Genomic DNA, 20587 nt, shown 5'->3' on the forward strand with positions numbered 1-20587 from the left:
CAGGAGTAATCGCAAATGGCACATAAGAAAGCAGGCGGTTCGTCGCGCAACGGTCGCGATTCGGCCGGTCGTCGCCTCGGCGTGAAGAAGTTCGGTGGGCAGGAGTGCGTCGCCGGCAACATCCTCGTGCGCCAGCGCGGCACCAAATTCTATCCGGGTGCGAATGTGGGCATCGGCAAGGACCATACCCTGTTCGCGCTCGTCGACGGCCGCGTCGCGTTTGCCAAGGGCAAGCTCGGCCGCAGCTTCTGCTCGGTCGAGATTATGGCCGAGGCCGCCGAATAACATCGGGTAACCAGCCGGGTTGCCCACCAGGGCAGATCCGGAGCCTTCACTCGAAGGCCAGCCAAAGCAAAAAGGGAGCCGGGTCCGCCCAGGCTCCCTTTTTTCATGCTCCCTCCCCCCGGTTGTCGTGCCCGCGTCACATGCGCGTGCCAGCGGCAACCCGACGCGACGAGGAGTATGAAGAATGTTCGCGCGGACGGAGAGACTGATGCTGCGCCCGGCCTGGCCGGAAGACGCAGCCGCGCTGGCGACGGCGATCGGGCATGCGGCGGTGCTGCGCATGCTGTCGCGCGTGCCCTTCCCCTATGACATCAAGGATGCCGCCGACTGGATCGCCGGGCCGTGCGACTTGCATGCGCCGCGCTTCGTCATCGAGACGCTGGAACAGGCTACGCCGCGCCTGATCGGCGGCATCGGCCTGTCCGATCCCGATGCGGGTACCGCCAATCTCGGCTATTGGCTAACCCCCGAGGCTTGGGGACGCGGCTATGCGACCGAGGCGGCGCGCGCGGTGGTGGAGATCGCCCGTCATGCGCTGCCGCTGACCCGCCTGACCGCTCGCCACTTCGCCGACAATCCCGCCTCTGGCCGCGTGCTGCGCAAGCTCGGCTTCCGCTTGACCGGCACGGTCGGCGATCTGCACTCCGCTGCGCGCGACGAGGCGGCTCCCTCTGTCGAATATGCGCTCGATCTGGCGGACGATGGTCGAGGGCTCATGCCGATGGCGGCGTAGGACGCGACGCCATGGTATCCACCATTCGCCCTGAGCGAAGTCGAAGGGCATGAGACTCACCTGTGCTTCGACTTCGCTCAGCACGAGCGGGTAGATCTCAGGCCGCCGCCAACTTCCGCGCGCCCGGCAGCAGTGCGTCCTCATATTCGCTCTCGGCAAGCGCGATCAGCGCGCGATCGTCGTGCTTCCAGGGGTGGAAGCCCGGCAGGAAATAGCTGAACCAAGCCCCTGCGACCTTGCGCACCATGCCGGGGCTGCCGAAGGCGTACCAGACGATCTTCGCCCAGACCGCGGGTCCGGTAAGCCCGTCCTGCCGCAGCAGCTCGAGAATGCCGCGCCGCCGCCCGTCGAAGAAGCGCCAGGTCACGATCAGCATCAACAATGACTTGATCTTCCAGCGTTTCCACCGCGTCCAGTCGCGCGTCGCATGAAGCCATGTGTCATAGGCGACGCCCTTGTGCTCGATCTCCTCGGCGGCGTGCCACCGCCACAGTCCGGCCGCCTGCGGGTCGCCGCCCGCCAGATGACGCGGGTCGGCGAGCAGGGCATGGGCGAGGATCGCGGTGAAATGCTCCAGCGCCATCGTCGCGGCGAGATTGCCGATCGGCGGACGCCCCTTGGTCAGCGCCAGCACGTCCTCGACATGGCGTTCCAGCAGGCGGATGTCGTAACCCTGGTCGACGACGTGCCGGTTGAATGCCACATGCTCGCGGCTGTGGATTACCTCCTGCTTGACGAAGGCGTTGATCTCGCCGTGGAGCTTGGGCGGCGTGCCCTCGCGGAACGCCTTCACGCTCTCCACGAAATAGGCCTCTCCCTTCGGGAAGGTGACCGACAGCGCATTGTAGAAGGCGGTGGCGATCGGATCGTCGTTCAACCAATAGCGCTTCAGCGCCTGCCCGCGCCCGAACCGCACGTCGCGCGGCGTGATGGTCAGATCCGACGGAGTGGTTGCCTTCGCCATGAACTTCTCCAAGACTTCCAGTGCCGGCTCGCGGCTATTGACAACGATGTAAGTAAGGCCTGTTGCCCGCCATGTCAAACCGCCGTCGCCTGGCTCCCGAAGAATCGCGCATGGCCGCGCTCGACGCGGCGCGCGCGCTGCTGATCGAGGCAGGGCCCCAGGGCGTGACGCTGAAGGCGGTGGCGGCGCGGATCGGCCGCACCCATGCCAATCTGCTCCACCATTTCGGCTCCGCCGCCGGCCTGCAGAAGGCGCTCGCCGAGCGGATGGCGGCGGATATCACTGCGACGATCGGCGAGGCGGTGCTGGCCGCCCGCGCCGGTACGCGCGACCCGCGCGCGATCGTCGACCTGACCTTCGACGCGTTCGACCGGGAGGGCGCGGGCGCGCTGGCGAGCTGGATGATCCTGTCGGGCAATCGCGACGCGCTCGATCCGATCCTGGCCGCCATCCATCGGCTGGTCGATCAGCTCGCCCAGGGTATCGGCATCGGCGCGCGGCCGATCGCCGACCAGACGCTCCACCTCGTCCTCGTCGCGCTGGGCGACGCATTGCTCGGCGACCCTATGGCGGCAGCGCTCGGCCTGTCACGGACGCGCGCGCGGGAGATGGCGCTGGAGGGATTGCTGGGGTCGCCGGCAGCGCACGGGGCGGGTGGCCATAGCTGACGGCGCGGGCCGCCGCGGCCAAGCCGCGTCGTCGGTCCTTGCAATAGCAAGGCCGGCCGGGCGCGCGTAGCGTCTCGATTTAGCGGCGCTAACTCGGTACACGCGCGCCATGCATTTTCTGGATCAGGCCAAGATCTTCGTCCGCTCGGGCGCCGGTGGCCCCGGCGCGGTCAGCTTCCGGCGCGAGAAGTTCATCGAGTATGGCGGCCCCGACGGCGGCAATGGCGGGAAGGGCGGCGACATCGTGTTCGAGGCGGTGGCCGGCCTCAATACGCTGATCGACTTTCGCTACACCCAGCATTTCCGGGCCCCGCGCGGCCAGGGCGGGTCCGGCGGCAACCGGACCGGCGGCGGCGGCGACGATCTGGTGATCCAGGTTCCCGTCGGCACCCAGATCCTGTCGGAGGACAAGGAAGAGGTGCTGCTGGACTTCACCAGGGTGGGCCAGCGCGAGGTGTTCCTGCGCGGCGGCGACGGCGGGCGCGGCAATGCCAGCTACAAGACCTCGACCAACCGCGCGCCGCGCCAGCACGGCACCGGATGGCCGTATGAAGAGGCGTGGGTCTGGCTGCGGCTGAAGCTGCTGGCCGATGCGGGCCTTGTCGGCCTGCCCAATGCCGGCAAGTCGACCTTCATCAACGCCGTCACCAATGCGCAGGCGAAGGTCGGCGAATATGCCTTCACCACCACCCGCCCCCAGCTCGGCGTGGTGCGGCACAAGGGACGCGAGTTCGTGATCGCGGACATCCCCGGCCTGATCGAGGGCGCCGCGGACGGCGCCGGGATCGGCGACCGGTTCCTCGGTCACATCGAACGCTGCCGCGTGCTGCTTCATCTGGTCGACGCCAATGGCGAGGACGTCGCTGAAAGCTATCGCATCGTGCGCGAGGAGCTCGAGGCCTATGGGGCGGGTCTGGCGGAAAAGCCGCAGGTCGTCGCGCTGAACAAGATCGACACGCTCGACGAAGAGCTGATCGCCGCCCTGTCCGCCGAGCTGGAGGAGGCGAGCGGCGGCCCGGTCATCCCGCTGTCCGGTGCGGCGGGCACGGGCGTGGACTGGGTGCTCGACAATCTGATCGAGGCGATCGGCCCTGCGCCCGGCGCCGTCGCGGACGACGATGAGGGCGAGGACGTGGTGGAGTGGTCGCCGGTTTGAGGATGCGGCGGTCGCGCGCAAATGGTATCAACAGGTATGGCGACGCAAATTGACTATCCGCTGCTGACTGCGAAGGACTTCCTCGAAATCGACTTCGGGGAACGGAAGGCGGAGCTCGATAACGGGGTCATTCGCATGATGGCGGGCGGATCAGCCCGCCACGCGCAGGTACAGACGAACATCCTTATAGCGCTTGCAGAACGGCTGCGCGGCAGCGGATGCCGCCCCTATAACTCCGACATGGCGGTACGGACGCACGATCTGTCGATCCGCTACCCGGACGTCAGCGTGTTTTGCGGGCGCAGCGATCCGGCCAATGACGCGCTCAAGGCCTTTGACGATCCCCGCCTTGTCGTCGAGGTTCTGTCGGCCGGCACCGCCCGCACCGATTTGCGCGTGAAGCTGTACGAATATCAGGCGATGGACAGTATCGACACGATCCTGTTCGTCGATATCGCCACCGAGCGCGTCCGGGTCATCCAGCGGACCGGGCCGCACGGCTGGAGCGACGTGGCGCATGATGCGCCGTTCGACGTCCCCCTCCCCGCGCTCGGCACGACATTGCCGCACGCCGAGATGTTCGCGCGCGATTGATCGCGGGGGCACGCCCGCGCTAACGGGAGGCGATGCTGTTTCCACCCGCCTCCTGCCGACGACTGGTCGTCAAGATCGGCTCGGCGCTGCTCGTCGATCCGGACGGGGCGGTGCGTGCGCAATGGCTGGCCGGGATCGCCGCCGACATCGGCGCGCGCAGCCGGGCGGGGCAGCAGGTGGCGGTGGTCTCGTCCGGCGCGATCGCCCTGGGCGCGCGCCGCCTCGGCCTCGCAAAGGGCGGCCGGGCCAGCCTCGAAGATGCGCAGGCCGCCGCGGCGACCGGGCAGATCGCCCTCAGCCGCATTTGGGCGGAGGTGCTGGGTGCCGAGGGACTGACGGCGGCGCAGATGCTCGTCACGCTGGGCGATCTGGAGGACCGGCGGCGATATCTCAACGCCGCGGCGACGCTGGGGCGGTTGCTGGGACTCGGCGTGGTGCCGGTCATCAACGAGAATGACAGCGTCGCCACCGCCGAGATCCGCTTCGGTGACAACGACCGCCTCGCCGCCCGCGTGGCGCAGGCGGCCGGCGCCCATGGCGTCGTCCTGCTGTCCGACATCGACGGCCTCTACGATCGCAATCCGGCCGAGCCCGGCGCCGTCCATATCTCGACCGTCGCGCGCATCGATGCGAAGGTGGAGGCGATGGCCGATACCCGCTCCGCCTCGGGCATGGGATCGGGCGGCATGACCTCGAAGATCGCCGCGGCGCGGATCGCGACCGGGGCAGGCATCCCGCTCGCCATCGCCTCCGGCCGCGTCGATCGGCCGCTTGGCGAGGCGCGGCGCCATACGCTGTTCGCGGCGGAGCGCGTGGCATCCGCGCGCAAGGCCTGGCTGGCCGGCGGCATCACCGCCGCCGGCGCGATCCATGTCGATGCCGGCGCCGCCCGGGCGATCGTCGCCGGCGGCAGCCTGCTCGCAGCCGGAGCCGTGCGGATCGAAGGCGCGTTCGGCCGCGGCGATCTGGTGACGATCGAGGGCCCGGCCGGGGTCGTTGCCCGCGGCCTGTCCGAATATGACGCCGCGGACGCCGCGCGCCTGCTCGGCCGGCAGAGCGACGAACAGGCCGCGATCCTCGGCCACGAACCGCGCGCCGCCCTCGTCCACCGCAACCATCTGGCGCTGCTGTGACCGTCATCGCGATGACCGGCGCGACCGGCTTCGTCGGCAAGGCGGTCGTCGCGCAGGCGCTCGCCGCCGGCCACCACGTCCGCGCCCTCGCCCGCCGCCCGCAACCCGACCGGGCGGGCCTGCACTGGGTCGCCGGTTCGCTGGAGGATGACGGAGCCTTGTGCGAACTGGCGCGCGGAGCCGATGCGGTCATCCATGTCGCCGGCGTGGTCAACGCGCCCGATCGCTCGGCCTTCGTGGCCGGCAATGTCGAGGGGACCCGCGCAGTGCTCGCCGCCTCGCGCGGCATCGCCCGCTTCGTCCATGTCTCGTCGCTCGCCGCCCGCGAGCCGGGGCTTTCGGACTATGGCTGGTCCAAGGCGGAGGCGGAGCGACTGGTCGAGGCCTCTGCCCTGCCCTGGACGATCGTCCGTCCGCCCGGCATCTTCGGCCCCGGCGATCTCGACCAGCTCGACCTCTACAGGCTCGCGCGGCGGGGGCTGGCGCTGCTGCCGCCGCCCGGATTCCTGTCGCTGATCGCGGTCGAGGATCTGGCGCGGCTGCTGCTCACGCTCGCGACGCAAGAGGCCCCGCGCACGATATACGAAGCCGATGACGGCAGCGAAGGCTGGACCCACGCCGCCTATGCCCGGGCCATCGGCGCCGCCGTCGGGCAGCGCGTCCTGCCGCTGCACCTGCCGCCCGCCCTGTTGCGGCTGGCGGCCTGGGTCGACGGCCGGCTGCGCGGCGACGCTGCGCGGCTGACGCGCGATCGCGTCTCCTATTTCTGCCATCCCGACTGGCGGATCGATCCGGCCCGCCGCCCCCCCGCCGCTCTCTGGCGGCCGGAAGTGCCGACGACCCAGGGGCTGGCCGATACCGCGCGATGGTATCGCGCGCAGGGCCTGTTATAGCCGCAACCTTGCCGCATTTGCTGCCCAAGGATTTTTCATGAGCGACCGCCCGAGCATCTTAGACACCGTCACCGCGCAGATCGAACCCTTTAACAAGAAGGGCGTCGCGCTGACCGAGGCGACCAGCTTCCAGAGCGATCTGGAGTGGGACAGCCTGACCGTGATGGATTTCGTCGCGGCGATCGAGGACGAATTCGACATCGTCATCACGATGAACATGCAGGCGGAGATCGAGACCGTCGGCCAGCTGGTCGATGCCGTCGCCAAGCTGAAGGACACGCAGTGACCGAGACCGGGCTCCAGACCGAGACGCTTCCCGCCGCGCCCGCTGCCGCGCCGACGGCCGGCGACCTGATGGCGAAGTTCGATCCGCTGATTGCCGAGCGGCAGAAGCTGATCGACAGCGGCGTCATCGATCCGTTCGCGATCGTGATGGAAGAGGTCAGGAGCCCGACCGAAGCGGTGATCGACGGTCGCGAGACGATCCTGCTCGGCACCTACAACTATATGGGCATGACCTTCGACCCGGACGTCATCGCCGCAGGCCGCACGGCGCTGGAGAATTTCGGGTCGGGCACCAATGGCAGCCGCATGCTCAACGGCACCTTCCGCGACCATATCGAGGCGGAAGAGGCGCTGCGCGACTTCTACGGCACCACGGGCGCGATCGTCTTCTCGACCGGCTATATGGCCAATCTGGGCATGATCTCCACCCTGGCGGGCAAGGGCGACTATGTCATCCTCGATGCCGACAGCCATGCATCGATCTATGACGGCTGCAAGCAGGGCTACGCGGAAATCGTCCGCTTCCGCCACAACAGCGTCGAGGATCTCGACCGCCGCCTCGGCCGCCTGCCGAAGGACGCGGGCAAGCTGGTGGTGCTGGAGGGCGTCTATTCGATGCTGGGCGACGTCGCCCCGCTCAAGGAGATGGTCGCGGTCGCCAAGAAGCATGGCGCGATGGTGCTGTCGGACGAGGCGCACTCCATGGGCTTCTACGGCCCCAACGGCCGCGGCGTGTACGAGGCGCAGGGCTGCGAGGGCGAGGTCGACTTCATCGTCGGCACCTTCTCCAAGTCGGTGGGCACGGTCGGCGGCTTCTGCGTGTCGAACCATCCGAAGTTCGAGGCGATCCGCCTCGCCTGCCGCCCCTATATCTTCACCGCCAGCCTGCCGCCCTCGGTCGTCGCGACGGCGGCGGCCTCGATCCGCAAGCTCAAGGTCGCGCATGAGAAGCGCGCGCGGTTGTGGGACAATGCCCGCAACCTGCATGGCGGGCTGAAGGCGCTGGGCTTCAACATCGGCACCGAGACGTGCGACAGCGCCATCGTCGCGGTGATCCTGGAGGACCAGACCCAGGCGGTGGCGATGTGGCAGGCGCTGCTGCTCAGCGGTCTCTATGTCAACGTCGCCAGGCCGCCGGCGACCCCGGCCGGGACCTTTCTGCTGCGCTGCTCCATCTGCGCGGAGCACACGCCCGCGCAGATCGCGGCCGTGCTGGAGCGGTTCGCCGCGGCAGGACGGGCTACCGGCGTGATCGCCTGACGGACTAGCGGCTATCGCGAAGGCCGCCAAGCGGGTACAAGGGACACGGTGGAGCGGGAAAGCGACACGAAAGCGCCGGGGGGCGCCGGGCTGTGGCAGACGATATCGCTGGTCGCGATGGCGCTGCTGGCAGGCGCTGTGCTGGTCGCGTTAACCATAACGCTGCGGGGTGCGAACCGGGAGCGGGACCATGCGCTCGAGCTCCAGCGCCACAGCTATGACGTGATGATCCTCGCCCGTTCGCTGGCAGGAACGATCGCGCGGTCGGAGGCGTCGCTCGGCCGCTACGTCATTTCCGGCGACCGGGCGATGGGCCAGCTCTATTTCGACGACTGGCGCCTGGCCGAATCGCAGATCGACCGGCTCGACCAGCTGACCAGCGACAATGCCGCGCAGGACCCGTCGATACGCCGCCTGCGCAAGGCCTATGAGGCGCGCGGGCAGGACCTGTCCGAAACCGCGCTGTCGACCACCTATGGCCGCAACTCGCAGGCGCTGGCCCGCTACTACCAGTCGCGCAAGGCACGCGCGCTGATGACCATCAATGGCGAGCTCGACCGGATCATCGCGCGCGAGCGGCGATTGCTCGACAGCCGGGTCGCCAACGCCAGCAAATCGGTGGCGCGATCGAGCCTGATCGCCAGCATCCTCGCGACCTTCGGGCTGGCGCTGGTCCTGGGCGTCATCGTGCTCGGCTGGCTGTCGGTGCGGGCCGTCAACGAGCGCACGCGGGCGCGTGACGAGGCCGCGGCGGCGCGGGAACGGGCGGAGGCGCTCGCCAGCGCAGTCGCGGAGGCGACCAGCGCGCTGCAGGCGCGCGAAGCCGTGCTGCGCCAGGTCCAGAAGATGGAGGCCGTCGGGCAGTTGACCGGCGGGATCGCCCATGATTTCAATAACATGCTTGCCGTGGTTCTGGGCGGACTGGAGCTGGCGCGCCGTCACATCGCCACCGACCCCGCCGGAGCGGAGCGGCATCTGGAGAATGCCGCCGAAGGCGCCAGCCGCGCCGCCGCGCTGACCCGTCGCCTGCTCGCCTTCAGCCGGGAGGAGCCGCTCAACCCCGAATCGATCGCCGCGGCGGAGCTGATCGACGCCATGTCCGAGCTGCTCGACCGCACGCTGGGCGATGCGATCACGCTCGACGTGCGGCACGAGGCGGACGGCTGGCGCGTCCGCGCCGATCGCGTGCAGCTGGAAAATGCCGTGCTCAACCTCGCGGTCAACGCGCGGGACGCGATGGGCGGCCGTGGCACGATCCGCGTCACCACCGCCGCCCGCCGGCTGGCCGCCGGACAGGTCGGGGCCTGCGCGGCGGGCGACTATGTCGCGCTGTCGGTCGCCGACGAGGGCTGCGGCATGACGCCGGACGTGGTCGAGCGGGTGTTCGAGCCGTTCTTCACCACCAAGGAAAAGGGCAAGGGCACCGGCCTGGGGCTCAGCCAGATCTTCGCGTTCGTGCAGGGACTGTCGGGCGAGATCGCGATCGACACCGCGCCGGGCCGGGGCACGACCGTCACCCTCTACCTGCCCCGCGATCTCGTCGCGCCCATGGCCGCGGTGGTGGAGGAGCAGCCGGCCCGGATCGAGACCGAGACGGTCGGGCTCGACGTGCTGGTCGTCGAGGACGATCCGCGCGTCCTCGCCGCCACGCTCGGCGCTCTCGAGGAGTTGGGGCACCGCGCGATCGGCTGCGACGATCCCCTCGCGGTGCCCGACCTTCTCGCCCGGCATCCCCGGGTGACGCTGCTCGTGTCCGACGTGCTGATGCCCCGCCAGACCGGGCCGGAGATGGTCGCGGGGCTGCGCGACCGCTTCCCCCATCTCGCCGTCCTGTTCGTCACGGGTTATGCGGGCGAGGGCGCCGGCAGCGAGCTGGGCATCCATCAGGTCCTGCGCAAGCCCTTCACCCTGGCCCGGCTCGAGCGCGCCATCGCGGAGGCCATGCGGGGCCAGCGCCTGCCCGCCGAGCCGATCGCCGCGGAATAGCGCCGCCGCCCCCCGCCGCCATCATCCGCCGCTCCGCCGCAAAATCGGCTGGCGCCCGGCCGAGACGGGCGATACCGCGGGCGCGATGAAATCGATCGATCGCTACATGGCGCGGCTGATCGCGCTGCCGCTGCTCGCGACCCTGGTGATCGCGGCGATGCTGCTGATGCTCGACCGGATGCTGCGGCTGTTCGACTTCGTCGCGACGCAGGGCGGGCCGGTCAGCGTCGTGTGGCGGATGCTCGCCAATCTGCTGCCCGAATATCTCGGCCTCGGCATCCCGATCGGCCTGTTGCTCGGCATCCTCCTCGCGTTCCGCCGCCTGGCGACGTCGTCCGAGCTCGACGTGATGCGCGGGGTCGGGATGAGCTTCAACCGGCTGCTGCGCATCCCCTTCATGTATGCGGTCGGTCTCGCCATCGTGAACATCCTGATCCTCGGCTTCGTCCAGCCTCAGGCCCGATACTATTACGAGCAGTTGCGCTTCGAGCTGCGCACCGGCGCGCTCGGCGCCTCGATCAAGGTCGGCGAATTCACCAACCTCGGCAGCCGCATGACGCTGCGGATCGAGCAGAGCCGCGACAGCGGCCGCGATCTCGCCGGCATCTTCGTCCATGTCCAGACGCCCAAGAACGACTGGATCGCCGTGACGGCGGAACGCGGCCGCTTCATGGCGACCGACGACCCCAACGTCATCATCTTCCGCCTCAACAACGGCACGCTGATCCACAACCATCCCGACTTCCGCACGCCGCGGGTGCTGCAGTTCACGGCGCACGACCTCCCGATCGACCTTCCGCGGTTCGAGAGCTTCCGGCAGCGCGGCGAGCGGAGCCTGGAGTTCACGCTGCCCGAACTCGCCCGGCTGGGGCACAGCAACGCGATGACGGAAAAGCAGCGCGATACCAGTCGTGCGGAGTTCCACTTCCGCCTAGCCGAGGTCGCGACCATGTTCCTGCTGCCGATGCTGGCGGTCGCGCTGGGCGTGCCGCCGAAGCGCTCCTCCTCGGCGCTCGGCGTGTTCCTGGCCGTCGTGATGATCGTCACCTTCTTCAAGCTGCTCGAATATGCGCAGAGCGTGGGTGAGCGCGGTGCGGTCGATCCGGCGGTGGCGCTCTGGACGCCCTTCGCGATCTTCACCGCGCTGGTGGTGTGGATGTACTGGCAGATCGCCTATGTGCCCGGCGGCCAGCCGATCGCCGCGCTGGAGCGGGGCTTCGCCTCGATCGTCAAGGCGGTGACGCGGCGCCTGCCCGGCCGCAAGCGCGCCCCGATCCCCGGAGAACAGCCGGCATGAGCTTCTTTCCCTCGCGCACCGTCGCCATCTACATGGCGCGGCTGTTCCTGACGCGCACCTTCGCCATCCTGTTCGCGCTGGTCTTGGTGCTCCAGGCGCTCGACCTGCTGAGCGAGTCGGGCGACATCCTGTCGGTTCCGGGCAACGGGCAGGCGCAGATCCTGACCTATGTCTCGCTGCGCGCACCCCAGATCATCGCCCGCTTCCTGCCCTTCTCGGTGCTGCTCGGGACGATCCTGACGCTCATCACCATGAACCAGAACAGCGAGATCATCGCGCTCAAGGCCGCCGGCCTCTCGGCGCATCAGGTGCTCGCGCCGCTGATCGTGGCCAGCCTCGGCGTCGCCGGCGTCTCCTTCGTCTTCAACGAGCGGATCGTGACCCGCGCGACCGCGACGCTGACCCAGTGGGAGAAGGTCGATTACGGGGTCATGCCGTTCGACCGGGGCGACCGGTCGAACGTCTGGGTGCGCGACGGCGACGACCTGATCCAGGTCGACCAGATCAAGGGCCGCGGCGACCAGGCGCTGCTCGGCGGGGTGACGCTCTACGACCGCGCCGGCGGCAATCTGCAGTCGATCGTCCGCGCGCCGCGCGGCCGGCGCGACGGCGACGGCTGGCAAATCGCACCGGCCACACGGTTCGAGGTGGCGACCGGCAAGCTGTCGCAGATCGGCGCGGTCGTGATCGGGCGCGGGGTCCGGCCCGACCAGTTCACCCTTGCCTCGGTCGATCCGGACAGCCTGCCCTTCGACCAGCTCGAGTCCGCGATCGACGATTTGGCGGAGTCGGGCCGCCCGACCAAGGCGCTCGACGGCGCCCTGTGGCACAAGCTGTCGGGGCCGCTGTCGTCGATCCTGATGCCGCTGCTGGGAGCGGTCGCGGCGTTCGGCATCGCCCGCTCGGGCAAGCTCTTCGTCCGCGCCGTGATCGGCATGGCGCTGGGCTTCGCCTATTTCGTCGCGGACAATTTCGCGCTCGCTATGGGCAATCTCGGCGCGTACCCGCCGTTCCTCGCGGCCTGGGCGCCCTTCCTGCTCTTCTTCCTGATCGGCGAAGCGGTGCTGTTCCGCACCGAGGAATAGCGGCCACTTGGCCGGAATCGTCGCCCCAGCGCAGGCTGGGGCTTCCTGCGGCTCCTGCTTCGCGCCAAACCGGGAGATCCCAGCCTTCGCTGGGATGACGACGGGATGGTCCGAACGGTGCAGGCTCTAGCGCCGGATCATCGTGCTCCGCGCGATGCGACCGACTAGCACCGGCAGGCCCGTATAGCTCGCCTTGTGATAGGGCGAGCCGGGTTCCAGCAGCGCGGTCAGCCGGCGGTGCGCTTCGCCCAGCGCGTGGTAGGGTACGCTGGGGATCAGGTGGTGGAGCGCATGATAGCGCAGGCCCACCGGCGCCCAGAGGCCGGGCAGCAGCGTCGGCGGCGGCACGTTGACCGAATCGAGATACTGCGCCGTGACGCTCATCGGCTCGCCCTCATTCTCCCACAGATGCGCGACCAGCGTGCGCACCTGGTTGAGCACCGCGACGGCCGCGGCGATGCCGAGGATGATCGCAAAGGACCGCAGCGGGATGATGCCGGTCGCCGCCATCGCGATCAGCGCGATCGCCCAGAGGCTGGCGGCCGTCTCGACCCGGTCCCACAGCCGCTTCGCCTCGCCCTCCGGGGCACGACGGCGGAATTGCGGGTTGATCGCGAGCGCGGAGAAACGCTCCACCACGGCGGTGCGCAGGCGCGGGGACAGCAGCGACAGCGGCGACAGGACCGCGAAGCGGATGAGCAGCCCGACCGGCGCCAGCGCCGACACGACGATGAACAGCGGCAGGGTCCACGGCTTCATGAGCGCGAGCGGCAGATATTCCGGATCCTCCGCCGTGCCATAGCGGGTCTTGGCATGATGGAGATTGTGCACGCCCTCGTACATGAAGGACGGGATCAGCATCGGCACGCCGACCAGCGCGTTCCACCCGGCGCGAAAGCCCGGCAGCGCGCTGTGCTTCATGTGGCTCACCTCATGGATGAAGCTCATCGCGCGATACAGCGCCAGGACCGACACGATCGCGGCGACGGTTACGATCGCCGTTGACGATGCGCTGGCCGCCACCACCAGCGCGCCATAGCCGATCCCGCAGGATGCGATCAGATCGCCCCAATACACGGCCGGCTTCGGCTGCGACAATTCGCGCGTCAGATCGGCCGCCGCGCGGAGCATCGCCTTGTCGTCGGCGACGCGGGTGGACGTGGCGCCCGTCGCTGTGACGGCGCGGTCGAAGGTGATCGTGCTGGTCATGGCCTCGCTCATTGCCTCCAGATAGTGGCGACAGCATGGCTTTGACAGCCGCAGGCGATGACAGAATCCTCACTCGCCATGATCGGTCCTGCCGTTTACAGACCCGCGATCATATGACCGGGGGTGTTTGGGCATGGCTGACGTGATCATCCGCAAGATCGACAGCAAGCGAGACCGTAAGGCTTTCGTCGAACTGCCCTTTCGACTTTACGCCGACGATCCGAACTGGGTCGCGCCGCTCAAGTCGGAAGCCCTCGGCCTGATCACGCCCGAGAAGAACGGCTGGTACAGCCATGCCAGGGCGCAGCTGTTCCTCGCCGAGCAGTACGGGCGCGCCGTCGGGCGGATTTCCGCGCATATCGACACGCTGGCGCTGACGCTCGATCCGTCGCTCGGCTTCGGCCCCGGGGTCGGCCAGTGGGGCCTGATGGATGCCGAGCGCGAGGAAGTCTTCACCGCCCTGCTCGCCGCGGCGGAACAGTGGCTGCGCGAGCAGGGCATGACTCGCGCGCTCGGTCCGATCTCCCAGTCGATCTGGGAGGAGCCGGGCCTGCTGATCGACGGATACGATCATCCGCCGACGGTGATGATGGGTCATGCCAAGCCCGAATATCGCGGCTGGATCGAGCGGGCGGGCTATGCGCCGGTCAAGACGCTCTACACCTATGAGCTGGACATCACGCAGAAATTCCCGCCGATCGTGCAGCGGATCATCCAGTCGGGCGAGCGCAACCCGCGCATCCATGTGCGCGAGGTCGACAAGTCGAAGTTCGAGGAAGAGGCGGCGATCATCCTCCACATCCTCAACGATGCATGGTCGGACAATTGGGGCTTCGTGCCGCTCACCCCGCCCGAGATCAAGGACGTCGGCGTCAAGCTGAAGCCGATCGTGTTCAACGACCTGATCCGCATCGCCGAGCTGGACGGCAAGCCGGTCGCCTTCATGATCACCCTGCCCGACCTTAACGAGCCGCTGAAGCCGCTCAAGGGATCGCTCCTGCCCTTCGGCTGGGCGAAGCTGCTGCTCTGGCTGCGCCGCCCCCAGGTTCGGACGATGCGCGTGCCGCTGATGGGCGTGGTGAAGGAGCTGCAGTCCTCGCGCATGGCGAGCCAGCTGGCCTTCATGATGATCGAATATATCCGCCTCGCCTCGGTGACGCGATATGGCGCCAGCCGCGGCGAGATCGGCTGGATCCTGGAGGACAATCAGGGGATGCGCTCGATCGCGGAGACGATCCAGAGCCGCGTCAACAAGACCTACCAGATCTATGAGCGGGGGATCTGAGGCGAGCCGTCCCGCTCCGCTCAGGACGTATCCCCTCCTTTCGCCGTGAGCTTGTCGAAGCCTGTCCGGAGCGCCTGCTGGGCGAAGAGAGGCAGTGCTTCGACGGGCTCGGCACGAACGGAACAGTGGGTCAGCCCGGTGACGGCCCGCATCCGCAAGACCTCTGCGAACGTCGCGACGGTAACCCCTTCAACTCGTCATCCCGGACGTGCTCCGGGATCAACCGATCCGCAGAATCCACGGCTTGTGCATGTGTGGTGCCATGGATGCCGGAACAGGTCCGGCATGACGGCGCGACTTTCGCAGAGGTCCCGCATCCGCGGAAAAGGATCCGATGGTCCGCCCCTCGGCCCCGCGCCTGCGACGCGGGGCCCGTCGGCGCGCATCAGCGACGGCGCGGCAGCAGGCGCGGATCGATGCCCTGGGCCTGCCAGTCGCTCAGCGCGCGGCACTCGCGATGGGCGAGACGCGAGCCGGTGACGTCGTTGACGACGCAGTAGCGCTGGTCGGGATTGTCCGCGCGGCTCGTCTTGCCGGTCGCGGCAGGAGCCGAGGCCGCGGCGCTCGCCGTGTCGGGTGCGGCGGCCATGGCGGTGCCCGCAAACAGGCTGGCAACGGCGACGGAGGCGATGATCTTGGTGCTGGCAAACATGGTCTTCACTCCCTTTGGATGGCGGCGGCGGCCGCATCCAGGGCTTTGCAGACCCCGTGCCAACTTCAAAAATGGCTGAATCCCGCCATTTCCGAGATTGGTGTGTTAGTTCAATATACCGCCTGTTGGCGCGATCCGCCGATTGGTGGCGGATCGTCAGAACTGCGCCACCACCCCGCCATAGACCCGCAGGCCCGGCGCATCGTGGTTGAGGCCGGCCGCGGTACCGACATCGAATTGCAGCCGCTCGGTCGGCCGCCATCCCGCCGCCAGACCGGCCAGCCATTCGGTACGATGCTCATCCGGGTCATTGTCGCGCTCGGCCTGCACCTCCGCGACGAGATGGATGGCCTTGCTTGCCTCCCACTCGGCGCCGACGACGCTGCTATAGGCGAGATGGCGGCCGTGCCCGCTTTCGTTCGCGGCGGCCTCGACCTCGGGCGTGAACTCCAGCTGGATCGAGTCCGACGCGTCCCAGGTCACCGGCGCGATCAGCCCCGCATGCCAGGTTCCTGCGCCCGCCGGCGGGCGGCCGGTCGGAAGGATGGCGAAGGGCAGTAGCGCCACCGACAGGCCATGGCCGTCGGGATTCATCAGGTTCTGCTTGAAGCCCAGCCGCAGGTCACCGACGCCTCCGTGGGTCTCCACCGAGCCGTCCGCAGCCCGTTCGCGCTCCTGCGCATAGGGCGTCCAGCCGAGCCGCAGCTCGCTCGCCTCCCCCACGCCGATCCGCAGGCTGGTCGAACCGATCACCACCGTGTCGCGGCGCTCTCCGTCCTCGCGCTCCCGCGTCCATTCGGCGAGGCCCGTCGCGACCTGCACATGTCCGGTGCCGATCGTGCAGGCGGAGGTGCCGAGGCCGGGACGCTCGGTACAAAGATCCTCGGCGTGAGCGAGAGCGGGCGTCAGGAGCGTGGCGGCGATGAGCGCGATGCGGCCGATCACCGCAGGCGCACCCAGGTCGGCGCGTGATCGCTCGCCTTCTCCCGCGCGCGATAGTCCTTGTCGACGCCGGCATCGACGAGCCGGTCGGCCGCCTGGGGACTGAGCAGCAGATGATCGATGCGGAACCCTGCGTCCCGCTGCCACGCGCCCCCCTGATAGTCCCAGAAGGTCCAGACGCCGCCGGTCGGGTGCCGGGTGCGCAGGGCGTCGGTCCAGCCCTGCGCCACGAGGCGACGATAGGCGGCACGGCTTTCGGGCTGCATCAGCGCATCCTCCGCCATCGCGCGGACGGAGAAGGTGTCGTCGTCATTGGGGATGACGTTATAGTCGCCGGCGAGGATCGCCGGAACCTCTTCGGCCAAGAGGTCGCGTGCGCGCGCCGCGAGGCGCTCCATCCAGCGCAGCTTGTAGTCGAACTTGGGACCGGGACGCGGATTGCCGTTGGGCAGGTAGAGAGAGGCGACGACGAGCCCCTCGATCTCGCATTCGAGATAGCGGCTATGCTCGTCGTCCGGCTCGCCGGCCAGCCCGCGATGCCGCTCGACCGGCGTCTTCCCGCGGGCAAGCACCGCGACCCCGTTCCAGGCCTTCTGCCCGTGCCACACCGCGCCATAGCCGGCGGCTTCGACCTCGGCGATCGGAAAGCCCTCGTCGGCCGATTTCAGTTCCTGGAGGCAGACGATGTCGGGCTGCGCCTCGGCGAGATACTCGATCACGCGCGGCAGCCGCGCCTTGATGCCGTTGACGTTGTAGGTGACGACCTTCACGTCAGACCGAGAAGCTGGTGCCGCAGCCGCAACCCGACGCCGCCTGCGGATTGTCGACCCGGAATGCCGCGCCACCGAGCGACTCGACGAAGTCGACCTGCGCCCCGCGGACGAGGTCCAGGCTGATCGAGTCGACCACGAGCCGAACGCCGTCGGTCTCCGCGATCAGATCGTCTCCGTCCGGCGCATCGGCGAGCCCGAAGCGGTACTGGAAGCCCGAGCAACCGCCGCCCTCCACCGACAGGCGCAGGATGGCGGGCTTGTTCTGCCTGGCCGCGATCGCCGCGACGCGCGCGGCGGCGGCGGGGCTGAGCGAGATGTCGGCAGACAGGATCGGTGCGGTAGCCATGGGTGACAGATAGGCGGTGTCCCGGGATGCGGCAACCGAGCCGATCTTGGCGGCTTGATAGCTCGGGGCCCGCCCGTCATGGCGAGGGCGATGGGGGACGCGGACGGACAGGAGGACCATGCCGGCCACCGCGCGCGGCTGCGCGCGCGGTTGCTCGCCGATCCGAAGGGGCTGCTCGATCATGAACTGGTCGAGTATCTGCTCGCGCTCGCCATTCCGCGGCGCGATACCAAGCCGCTGGCCAAGGCGCTGCTGACGGAATTCGGCGGTCTGGGCGGGCTGTTCGCGGCAGAGGCCGACGCGCTGCGCCGGGTCGACGGCATGGGCGATGGCGCCGCCGCCGCGATCCGCATCGCTTGCGCCGCCGCCAATCGCCTGCTCGCCACGGAGGTCGCCGCGCGGCCGATCCTCGGCAACTGGCAGGCGCTCCTCGACTATTTGCGGGCCGACATGGCGCATCACGGCGTCGAGCGTTTTCGCGTCCTCCACCTCAGTACCCGCAACATGCTGATTCGCGACGAGGTGATGAGCCAGGGCACGCTCGACGAGGCGGCAGTGCATGTGCGCGAAGTGATCCGTCGCGCCCTGGAGATCGGTTCGGCGGCGATCATCCTCGTCCACAACCACCCCTCTGGCGACCCCTCCCCCAGCCGCGCCGATATCGAGGTCACCCGCTCGATCATCGAGGCCGGCAAGCGGCTGAACATCGCCGTTCACGATCACCTGATCATCGGGACGCGGGGGCATGTGTCGCTGCGGGCACAGGGGTTGATCTAGAATCGGGCAGACAAGGGTTTCGCGCAGAGGCGCAGAGGACGCAAAGGTGTTTTGGCCTAACCACGAGCGCGGTTCAAAACCGTTCATGATGAAGTAGACGACGCGGCACCGGTGTGCCTTTCAATCCTTCTCCGCGTCCTCCACACCTCTGCGCGCCCCTCTCCCGCCCACAAACGCGAAGCGCCGCCGGATCGCGAAGACCCGGCGGCGCCGATCACGCTGCTGTCACGACAGCGTCAGGTTCAGGACTGGCCCTGCTGGAGGAAGCCGGTGACCTCCGCCTTGTCCAGCGCCTTGTTCTTGTCCTTGTCCGCCTGCGCGAACGCAGCGGTCAGCCACTTCTTCGTCTCGGCGCTTTCCGCCTTGGTGGCGGGATCGCTCGCCGTCTTCAGCGCGACCATCCATTCCGAGAACTCGGCGCGGCTGAGCTTGCCGTCGCCATTCTTGTCATAGGTGCCGAACTGCGAGTCGACGGCCGAAGCGACCTGGGTCTCGCCAGCGGGCTGTGCCGACGCCGTATCGGTCGTCGAAGCGGGCGCGGCGGGCTGTGCAGAGTCTGCGGTAGCCGGCGCGGCTGGTGCAGTCGTCGGCGCGGACTGTGCAGTTGCATCGGTGGCCGGCGGCGTTGCCGGGGCCGGAGCCGTCGTTTGCGCCATAACAGGCGCAGCGATCGTCATCGAACCAGCCAAAAGCATCATCTTGAGCATGATAACTCTCCTCTATGGCTGCACCGGCATTCCTCGACAGGAATATTTCACTCGAGGGCGCCGGTGCTTTCAAAACCGGGTGCAGAACTTCAGATAGTCGGTTCCGGTTCCGGTTTGAAGGGCTGGCCGCATGCTGCTAACGGCCTCTTCAGGCTCCCGCCGAGGGGAGAGCACGACGGCCCGTGGCCAAAGCAGGACGAGAGACACACATGATTCCGCGCTATTCCCGCCCCGACATGGCCGCGATCTGGACCCCGGAGAGCCGCTTTCGCATCTGGTTCGAGATCGAGGCGCACGCCACGGACGCGCTCGCGAAGCTCGGAGTCGTGCCGCAGGAAGCTGCCGCCCGGATCTGGGAAGCCGACACCGCCGCCGGCCCCTTCGACGTCGCCCGGATCGACGCGATCGAGGCGGAGACCAAGCACGACGTCATCGCCTTCCTGACCCATGTCGCCGAGCGGACCGGGCCGGAGGCGCGCTTCCTGCACCAGGGCATGACGTCGTCGGACGTGCTCGACACCTGCCTCGCGGTGCAGCTGGCCCGGGCGTCCGACATCCTGATCGCGGACCTCGATCGCCTTTTGGAGGTGTTGAAGCGCCGCGCCTTCGAGCACAAGCTGACCCCGACGATCGGGCGCAGCCACGGCATCCATGCCGAGCCGGTGACCTTCGGCCTGAAGCTGGCGCAGGCCTATGCCGAGTTCGATCGCAACCGCACCCGCCTCGTCGCCGCGCGGGCCGATGTGGCGACCTGCGCCATTTCGGGGGCGGTGGGTACCTTCGCCAATATCGACCCCTTTGTGGAGGAGTATGTCGCCGGCAAGCTCGGCCTCTCGGTCGAGCCCGTCTCGACCCAGGTGATCCCGCGCGACCGGCACGCGATGTTCTTCGCGACACTGGGGGTCATCGCCAGCTCGATCGAGCGGCTCGCGACCGAAGTCCGCCATCTCCAGCGGACCGAGGTCCTGGAAGCGGAGGAGTATTTCTCGCCGGGTCAGAAGGGCTCGTCGGCGATGCCGCACAAGCGCAACCCGGTGCTGACCGAGAACCTGACCGGCCTTGCCCGCATGGTGCGTGGCTATGTCACGCCGGCGCTCGAAAATGTCGCGCTCTGGCACGAGCGCGACATCAGCCATTCGTCGGTGGAGCGTTATATCGGCCCGGATGCGACGATCACGCTCGATTTCGCCCTCGCGCGGCTGACCGGGGTCATCGACAAGTTGCTCGTCTATCCGGCGCGCATGCAGAAGAATCTCGACCGGATGGGCGGCCTCGTCCATTCGCAGCGCGTGCTGCTCGCCCTGACCCAGGCGGGCGTCAGCCGCGAGGACGCCTATCGCCTCGTCCAGCGCAACGCGATGAAGGTGTGGGAGTCGGACGGCGCGCTATCGCTGATGGACCTGCTCAAGGCCGATCCGGAGGTCGGGGCCGCCCTGCCCGCCGAGGCAATCGAGGCGCGTTTCGACCTCGACTATCACTACAAGCATGTCGACACGATCTTCGCCCGCGTCTTCGGCGAGGCCGGGGACGGGCGGGCCTGACTGGTTCGGCTGGGTG

At 68.5% G+C, this 20587-nt stretch carries 22 protein-coding genes; 15 read left to right on the top strand and 7 right to left on the bottom strand.

Annotated elements, in window-relative coordinates:
* Positions 1-15 precede the first annotated feature (15 nt).
* Positions 16-285, top strand: a complete 270-nt coding sequence (gene rpmA / locus IEX18_RS01910; protein ID WP_188656972.1) for a 50S ribosomal protein L27 — start codon at positions 16-18, stop codon at positions 283-285.
* 184 nt (positions 286-469) lie between these two features.
* Entirely contained in the window at positions 470-1018 is a 549-nt protein-coding gene (locus tag IEX18_RS01915; protein ID WP_229664300.1) for a GNAT family N-acetyltransferase, read from the top strand.
* 97 nt (positions 1019-1115) lie between these two features.
* On the opposite strand, the gene IEX18_RS01920 is transcribed toward IEX18_RS01915, so the two are convergent.
* Positions 1116-1982, bottom strand: coding sequence for a metal-dependent hydrolase (locus IEX18_RS01920; RefSeq protein ID WP_188656973.1), 867 nt, complete (start codon positions 1980-1982; stop codon positions 1116-1118).
* Positions 1983-2053: 71 nt separating this feature from the next.
* On the opposite strand from IEX18_RS01920, the gene IEX18_RS01925 reads away from it, so the two are divergent.
* The 10 genes from IEX18_RS01925 to lptG all read left to right on the top strand — a co-directional run bounded on the left by IEX18_RS01925 (position 2054) and on the right by lptG (position 12339).
* Positions 2054-2650, top strand: coding sequence for a TetR/AcrR family transcriptional regulator (locus IEX18_RS01925; protein ID WP_188656975.1), 597 nt, complete (start codon positions 2054-2056; stop codon positions 2648-2650).
* 109 nt (positions 2651-2759) lie between these two features.
* Positions 2760-3806: a GTPase ObgE gene (gene obgE, locus IEX18_RS01930; protein ID WP_188656976.1), complete on the top strand. Its 1047-nt coding sequence runs from the start codon at positions 2760-2762 to the stop codon at positions 3804-3806.
* A 36-nt stretch (positions 3807-3842) separates the two neighbouring features.
* Positions 3843-4400 carry a Uma2 family endonuclease gene (locus IEX18_RS01935; RefSeq protein WP_188656978.1) on the top strand — a complete coding sequence of 186 codons (558 nt, stop codon included), beginning with the start codon at positions 3843-3845 and terminating at the stop codon, positions 4398-4400.
* 32 nt (positions 4401-4432) lie between these two features.
* Positions 4433-5533 (top strand): glutamate 5-kinase, encoded by a 1101-nt coding sequence (proB, locus tag IEX18_RS01940; protein ID WP_188656980.1) that lies wholly within the window; start codon positions 4433-4435, stop codon positions 5531-5533.
* A complete protein-coding gene (locus IEX18_RS01945; protein ID WP_229664301.1) occupies positions 5530-6426 on the top strand; it encodes an NAD-dependent epimerase/dehydratase family protein in 897 nt (298 codons plus the stop codon). Before proB ends, IEX18_RS01945 begins: the two co-directional genes overlap by 4 nt.
* A gap of 37 nt (positions 6427-6463) precedes the next feature.
* Positions 6464-6712, top strand: a complete 249-nt coding sequence (locus tag IEX18_RS01950; protein ID WP_188656981.1) for an acyl carrier protein — start codon at positions 6464-6466, stop codon at positions 6710-6712.
* Positions 6709-7971: a serine palmitoyltransferase gene (spt, locus tag IEX18_RS01955; RefSeq protein ID WP_229664302.1), complete on the top strand. Its 1263-nt coding sequence runs from the start codon at positions 6709-6711 to the stop codon at positions 7969-7971. The genes IEX18_RS01950 and spt overlap by 4 nt, the downstream gene beginning before the upstream one ends.
* 117 nt (positions 7972-8088) lie before the next feature.
* Positions 8089-9957, top strand: a complete 1869-nt coding sequence (locus tag IEX18_RS01960) for an ATP-binding protein (protein ID WP_188657784.1) — start codon at positions 8089-8091, stop codon at positions 9955-9957.
* An 85-nt stretch (positions 9958-10042) separates the two neighbouring features.
* Complete coding sequence (gene lptF / locus IEX18_RS01965; protein ID WP_188656982.1) at positions 10043-11254, top strand: LPS export ABC transporter permease LptF; 1212 nt, start codon at positions 10043-10045, stop codon at positions 11252-11254.
* Positions 11251-12339: an LPS export ABC transporter permease LptG gene (gene lptG, locus IEX18_RS01970; RefSeq protein WP_229664303.1), complete on the top strand. Its 1089-nt coding sequence runs from the start codon at positions 11251-11253 to the stop codon at positions 12337-12339. The genes lptF and lptG overlap by 4 nt, the downstream gene beginning before the upstream one ends.
* Before the next feature lie 126 nt (positions 12340-12465).
* Here the strand turns inward: lptG and IEX18_RS01975 are convergent, their stop codons facing one another.
* Complete coding sequence (locus tag IEX18_RS01975) at positions 12466-13548, bottom strand: fatty acid desaturase family protein (protein WP_188657786.1); 1083 nt, start codon at positions 13546-13548, stop codon at positions 12466-12468.
* Positions 13549-13681: 133 nt separating this feature from the next.
* Between IEX18_RS01975 and IEX18_RS01980 the strand changes: the two genes are divergently transcribed.
* Entirely contained in the window at positions 13682-14833 is a 1152-nt protein-coding gene (locus IEX18_RS01980; protein ID WP_188656983.1) for an N-acetyltransferase, read from the top strand.
* A 385-nt stretch (positions 14834-15218) separates the two neighbouring features.
* On the opposite strand, the gene IEX18_RS01985 is transcribed toward IEX18_RS01980, so the two are convergent.
* From IEX18_RS01985 to IEX18_RS02000, 4 genes are all read right to left on the bottom strand, one after another.
* The gene (locus tag IEX18_RS01985) at positions 15219-15485 is read right to left on the bottom strand and encodes a hypothetical protein (RefSeq protein WP_188656984.1); all 267 of its coding nucleotides are present in this window, start codon (positions 15483-15485) and stop codon (positions 15219-15221) included.
* A 156-nt stretch (positions 15486-15641) separates the two neighbouring features.
* Complete coding sequence (locus tag IEX18_RS01990) at positions 15642-16430, bottom strand: transporter (protein WP_188656985.1); 789 nt, start codon at positions 16428-16430, stop codon at positions 15642-15644.
* Positions 16427-17197 (bottom strand): exodeoxyribonuclease III, encoded by a 771-nt coding sequence (gene xth, locus IEX18_RS01995; RefSeq protein ID WP_188656986.1) that lies wholly within the window; start codon positions 17195-17197, stop codon positions 16427-16429. The genes IEX18_RS01990 and xth overlap by 4 nt, the downstream gene beginning before the upstream one ends.
* Position 17198: 1 nt before the next feature.
* Positions 17199-17546, bottom strand: coding sequence for a HesB/IscA family protein (locus IEX18_RS02000; protein ID WP_188656987.1), 348 nt, complete (start codon positions 17544-17546; stop codon positions 17199-17201).
* Positions 17547-17636: 90 nt separating this feature from the next.
* On the opposite strand from IEX18_RS02000, the gene radC reads away from it, so the two are divergent.
* A complete protein-coding gene (radC, locus tag IEX18_RS02005) occupies positions 17637-18323 on the top strand; it encodes a RadC family protein (protein ID WP_188656988.1) in 687 nt (228 codons plus the stop codon).
* A 242-nt stretch (positions 18324-18565) separates the two neighbouring features.
* On the opposite strand, the gene IEX18_RS02010 is transcribed toward radC, so the two are convergent.
* A complete protein-coding gene (locus IEX18_RS02010; RefSeq protein WP_188656989.1) occupies positions 18566-19030 on the bottom strand; it encodes an EF-hand domain-containing protein in 465 nt (154 codons plus the stop codon).
* Between the two features lie 209 nt (positions 19031-19239).
* Here IEX18_RS02010 and purB point away from each other — a divergent pair, with 209 nt between their 5' ends.
* A complete protein-coding gene (purB, locus tag IEX18_RS02015; protein ID WP_188656990.1) occupies positions 19240-20571 on the top strand; it encodes an adenylosuccinate lyase in 1332 nt (443 codons plus the stop codon).
* The last annotated feature ends 16 nt before the right edge of the window (positions 20572-20587 follow it).

Origin of the sequence: Sphingomonas metalli (genome assembly GCF_014641735.1) — a bacterium.
Classification (GTDB): Bacteria; Pseudomonadota; Alphaproteobacteria; order Sphingomonadales; family Sphingomonadaceae; genus Sphingomonas; species Sphingomonas metalli.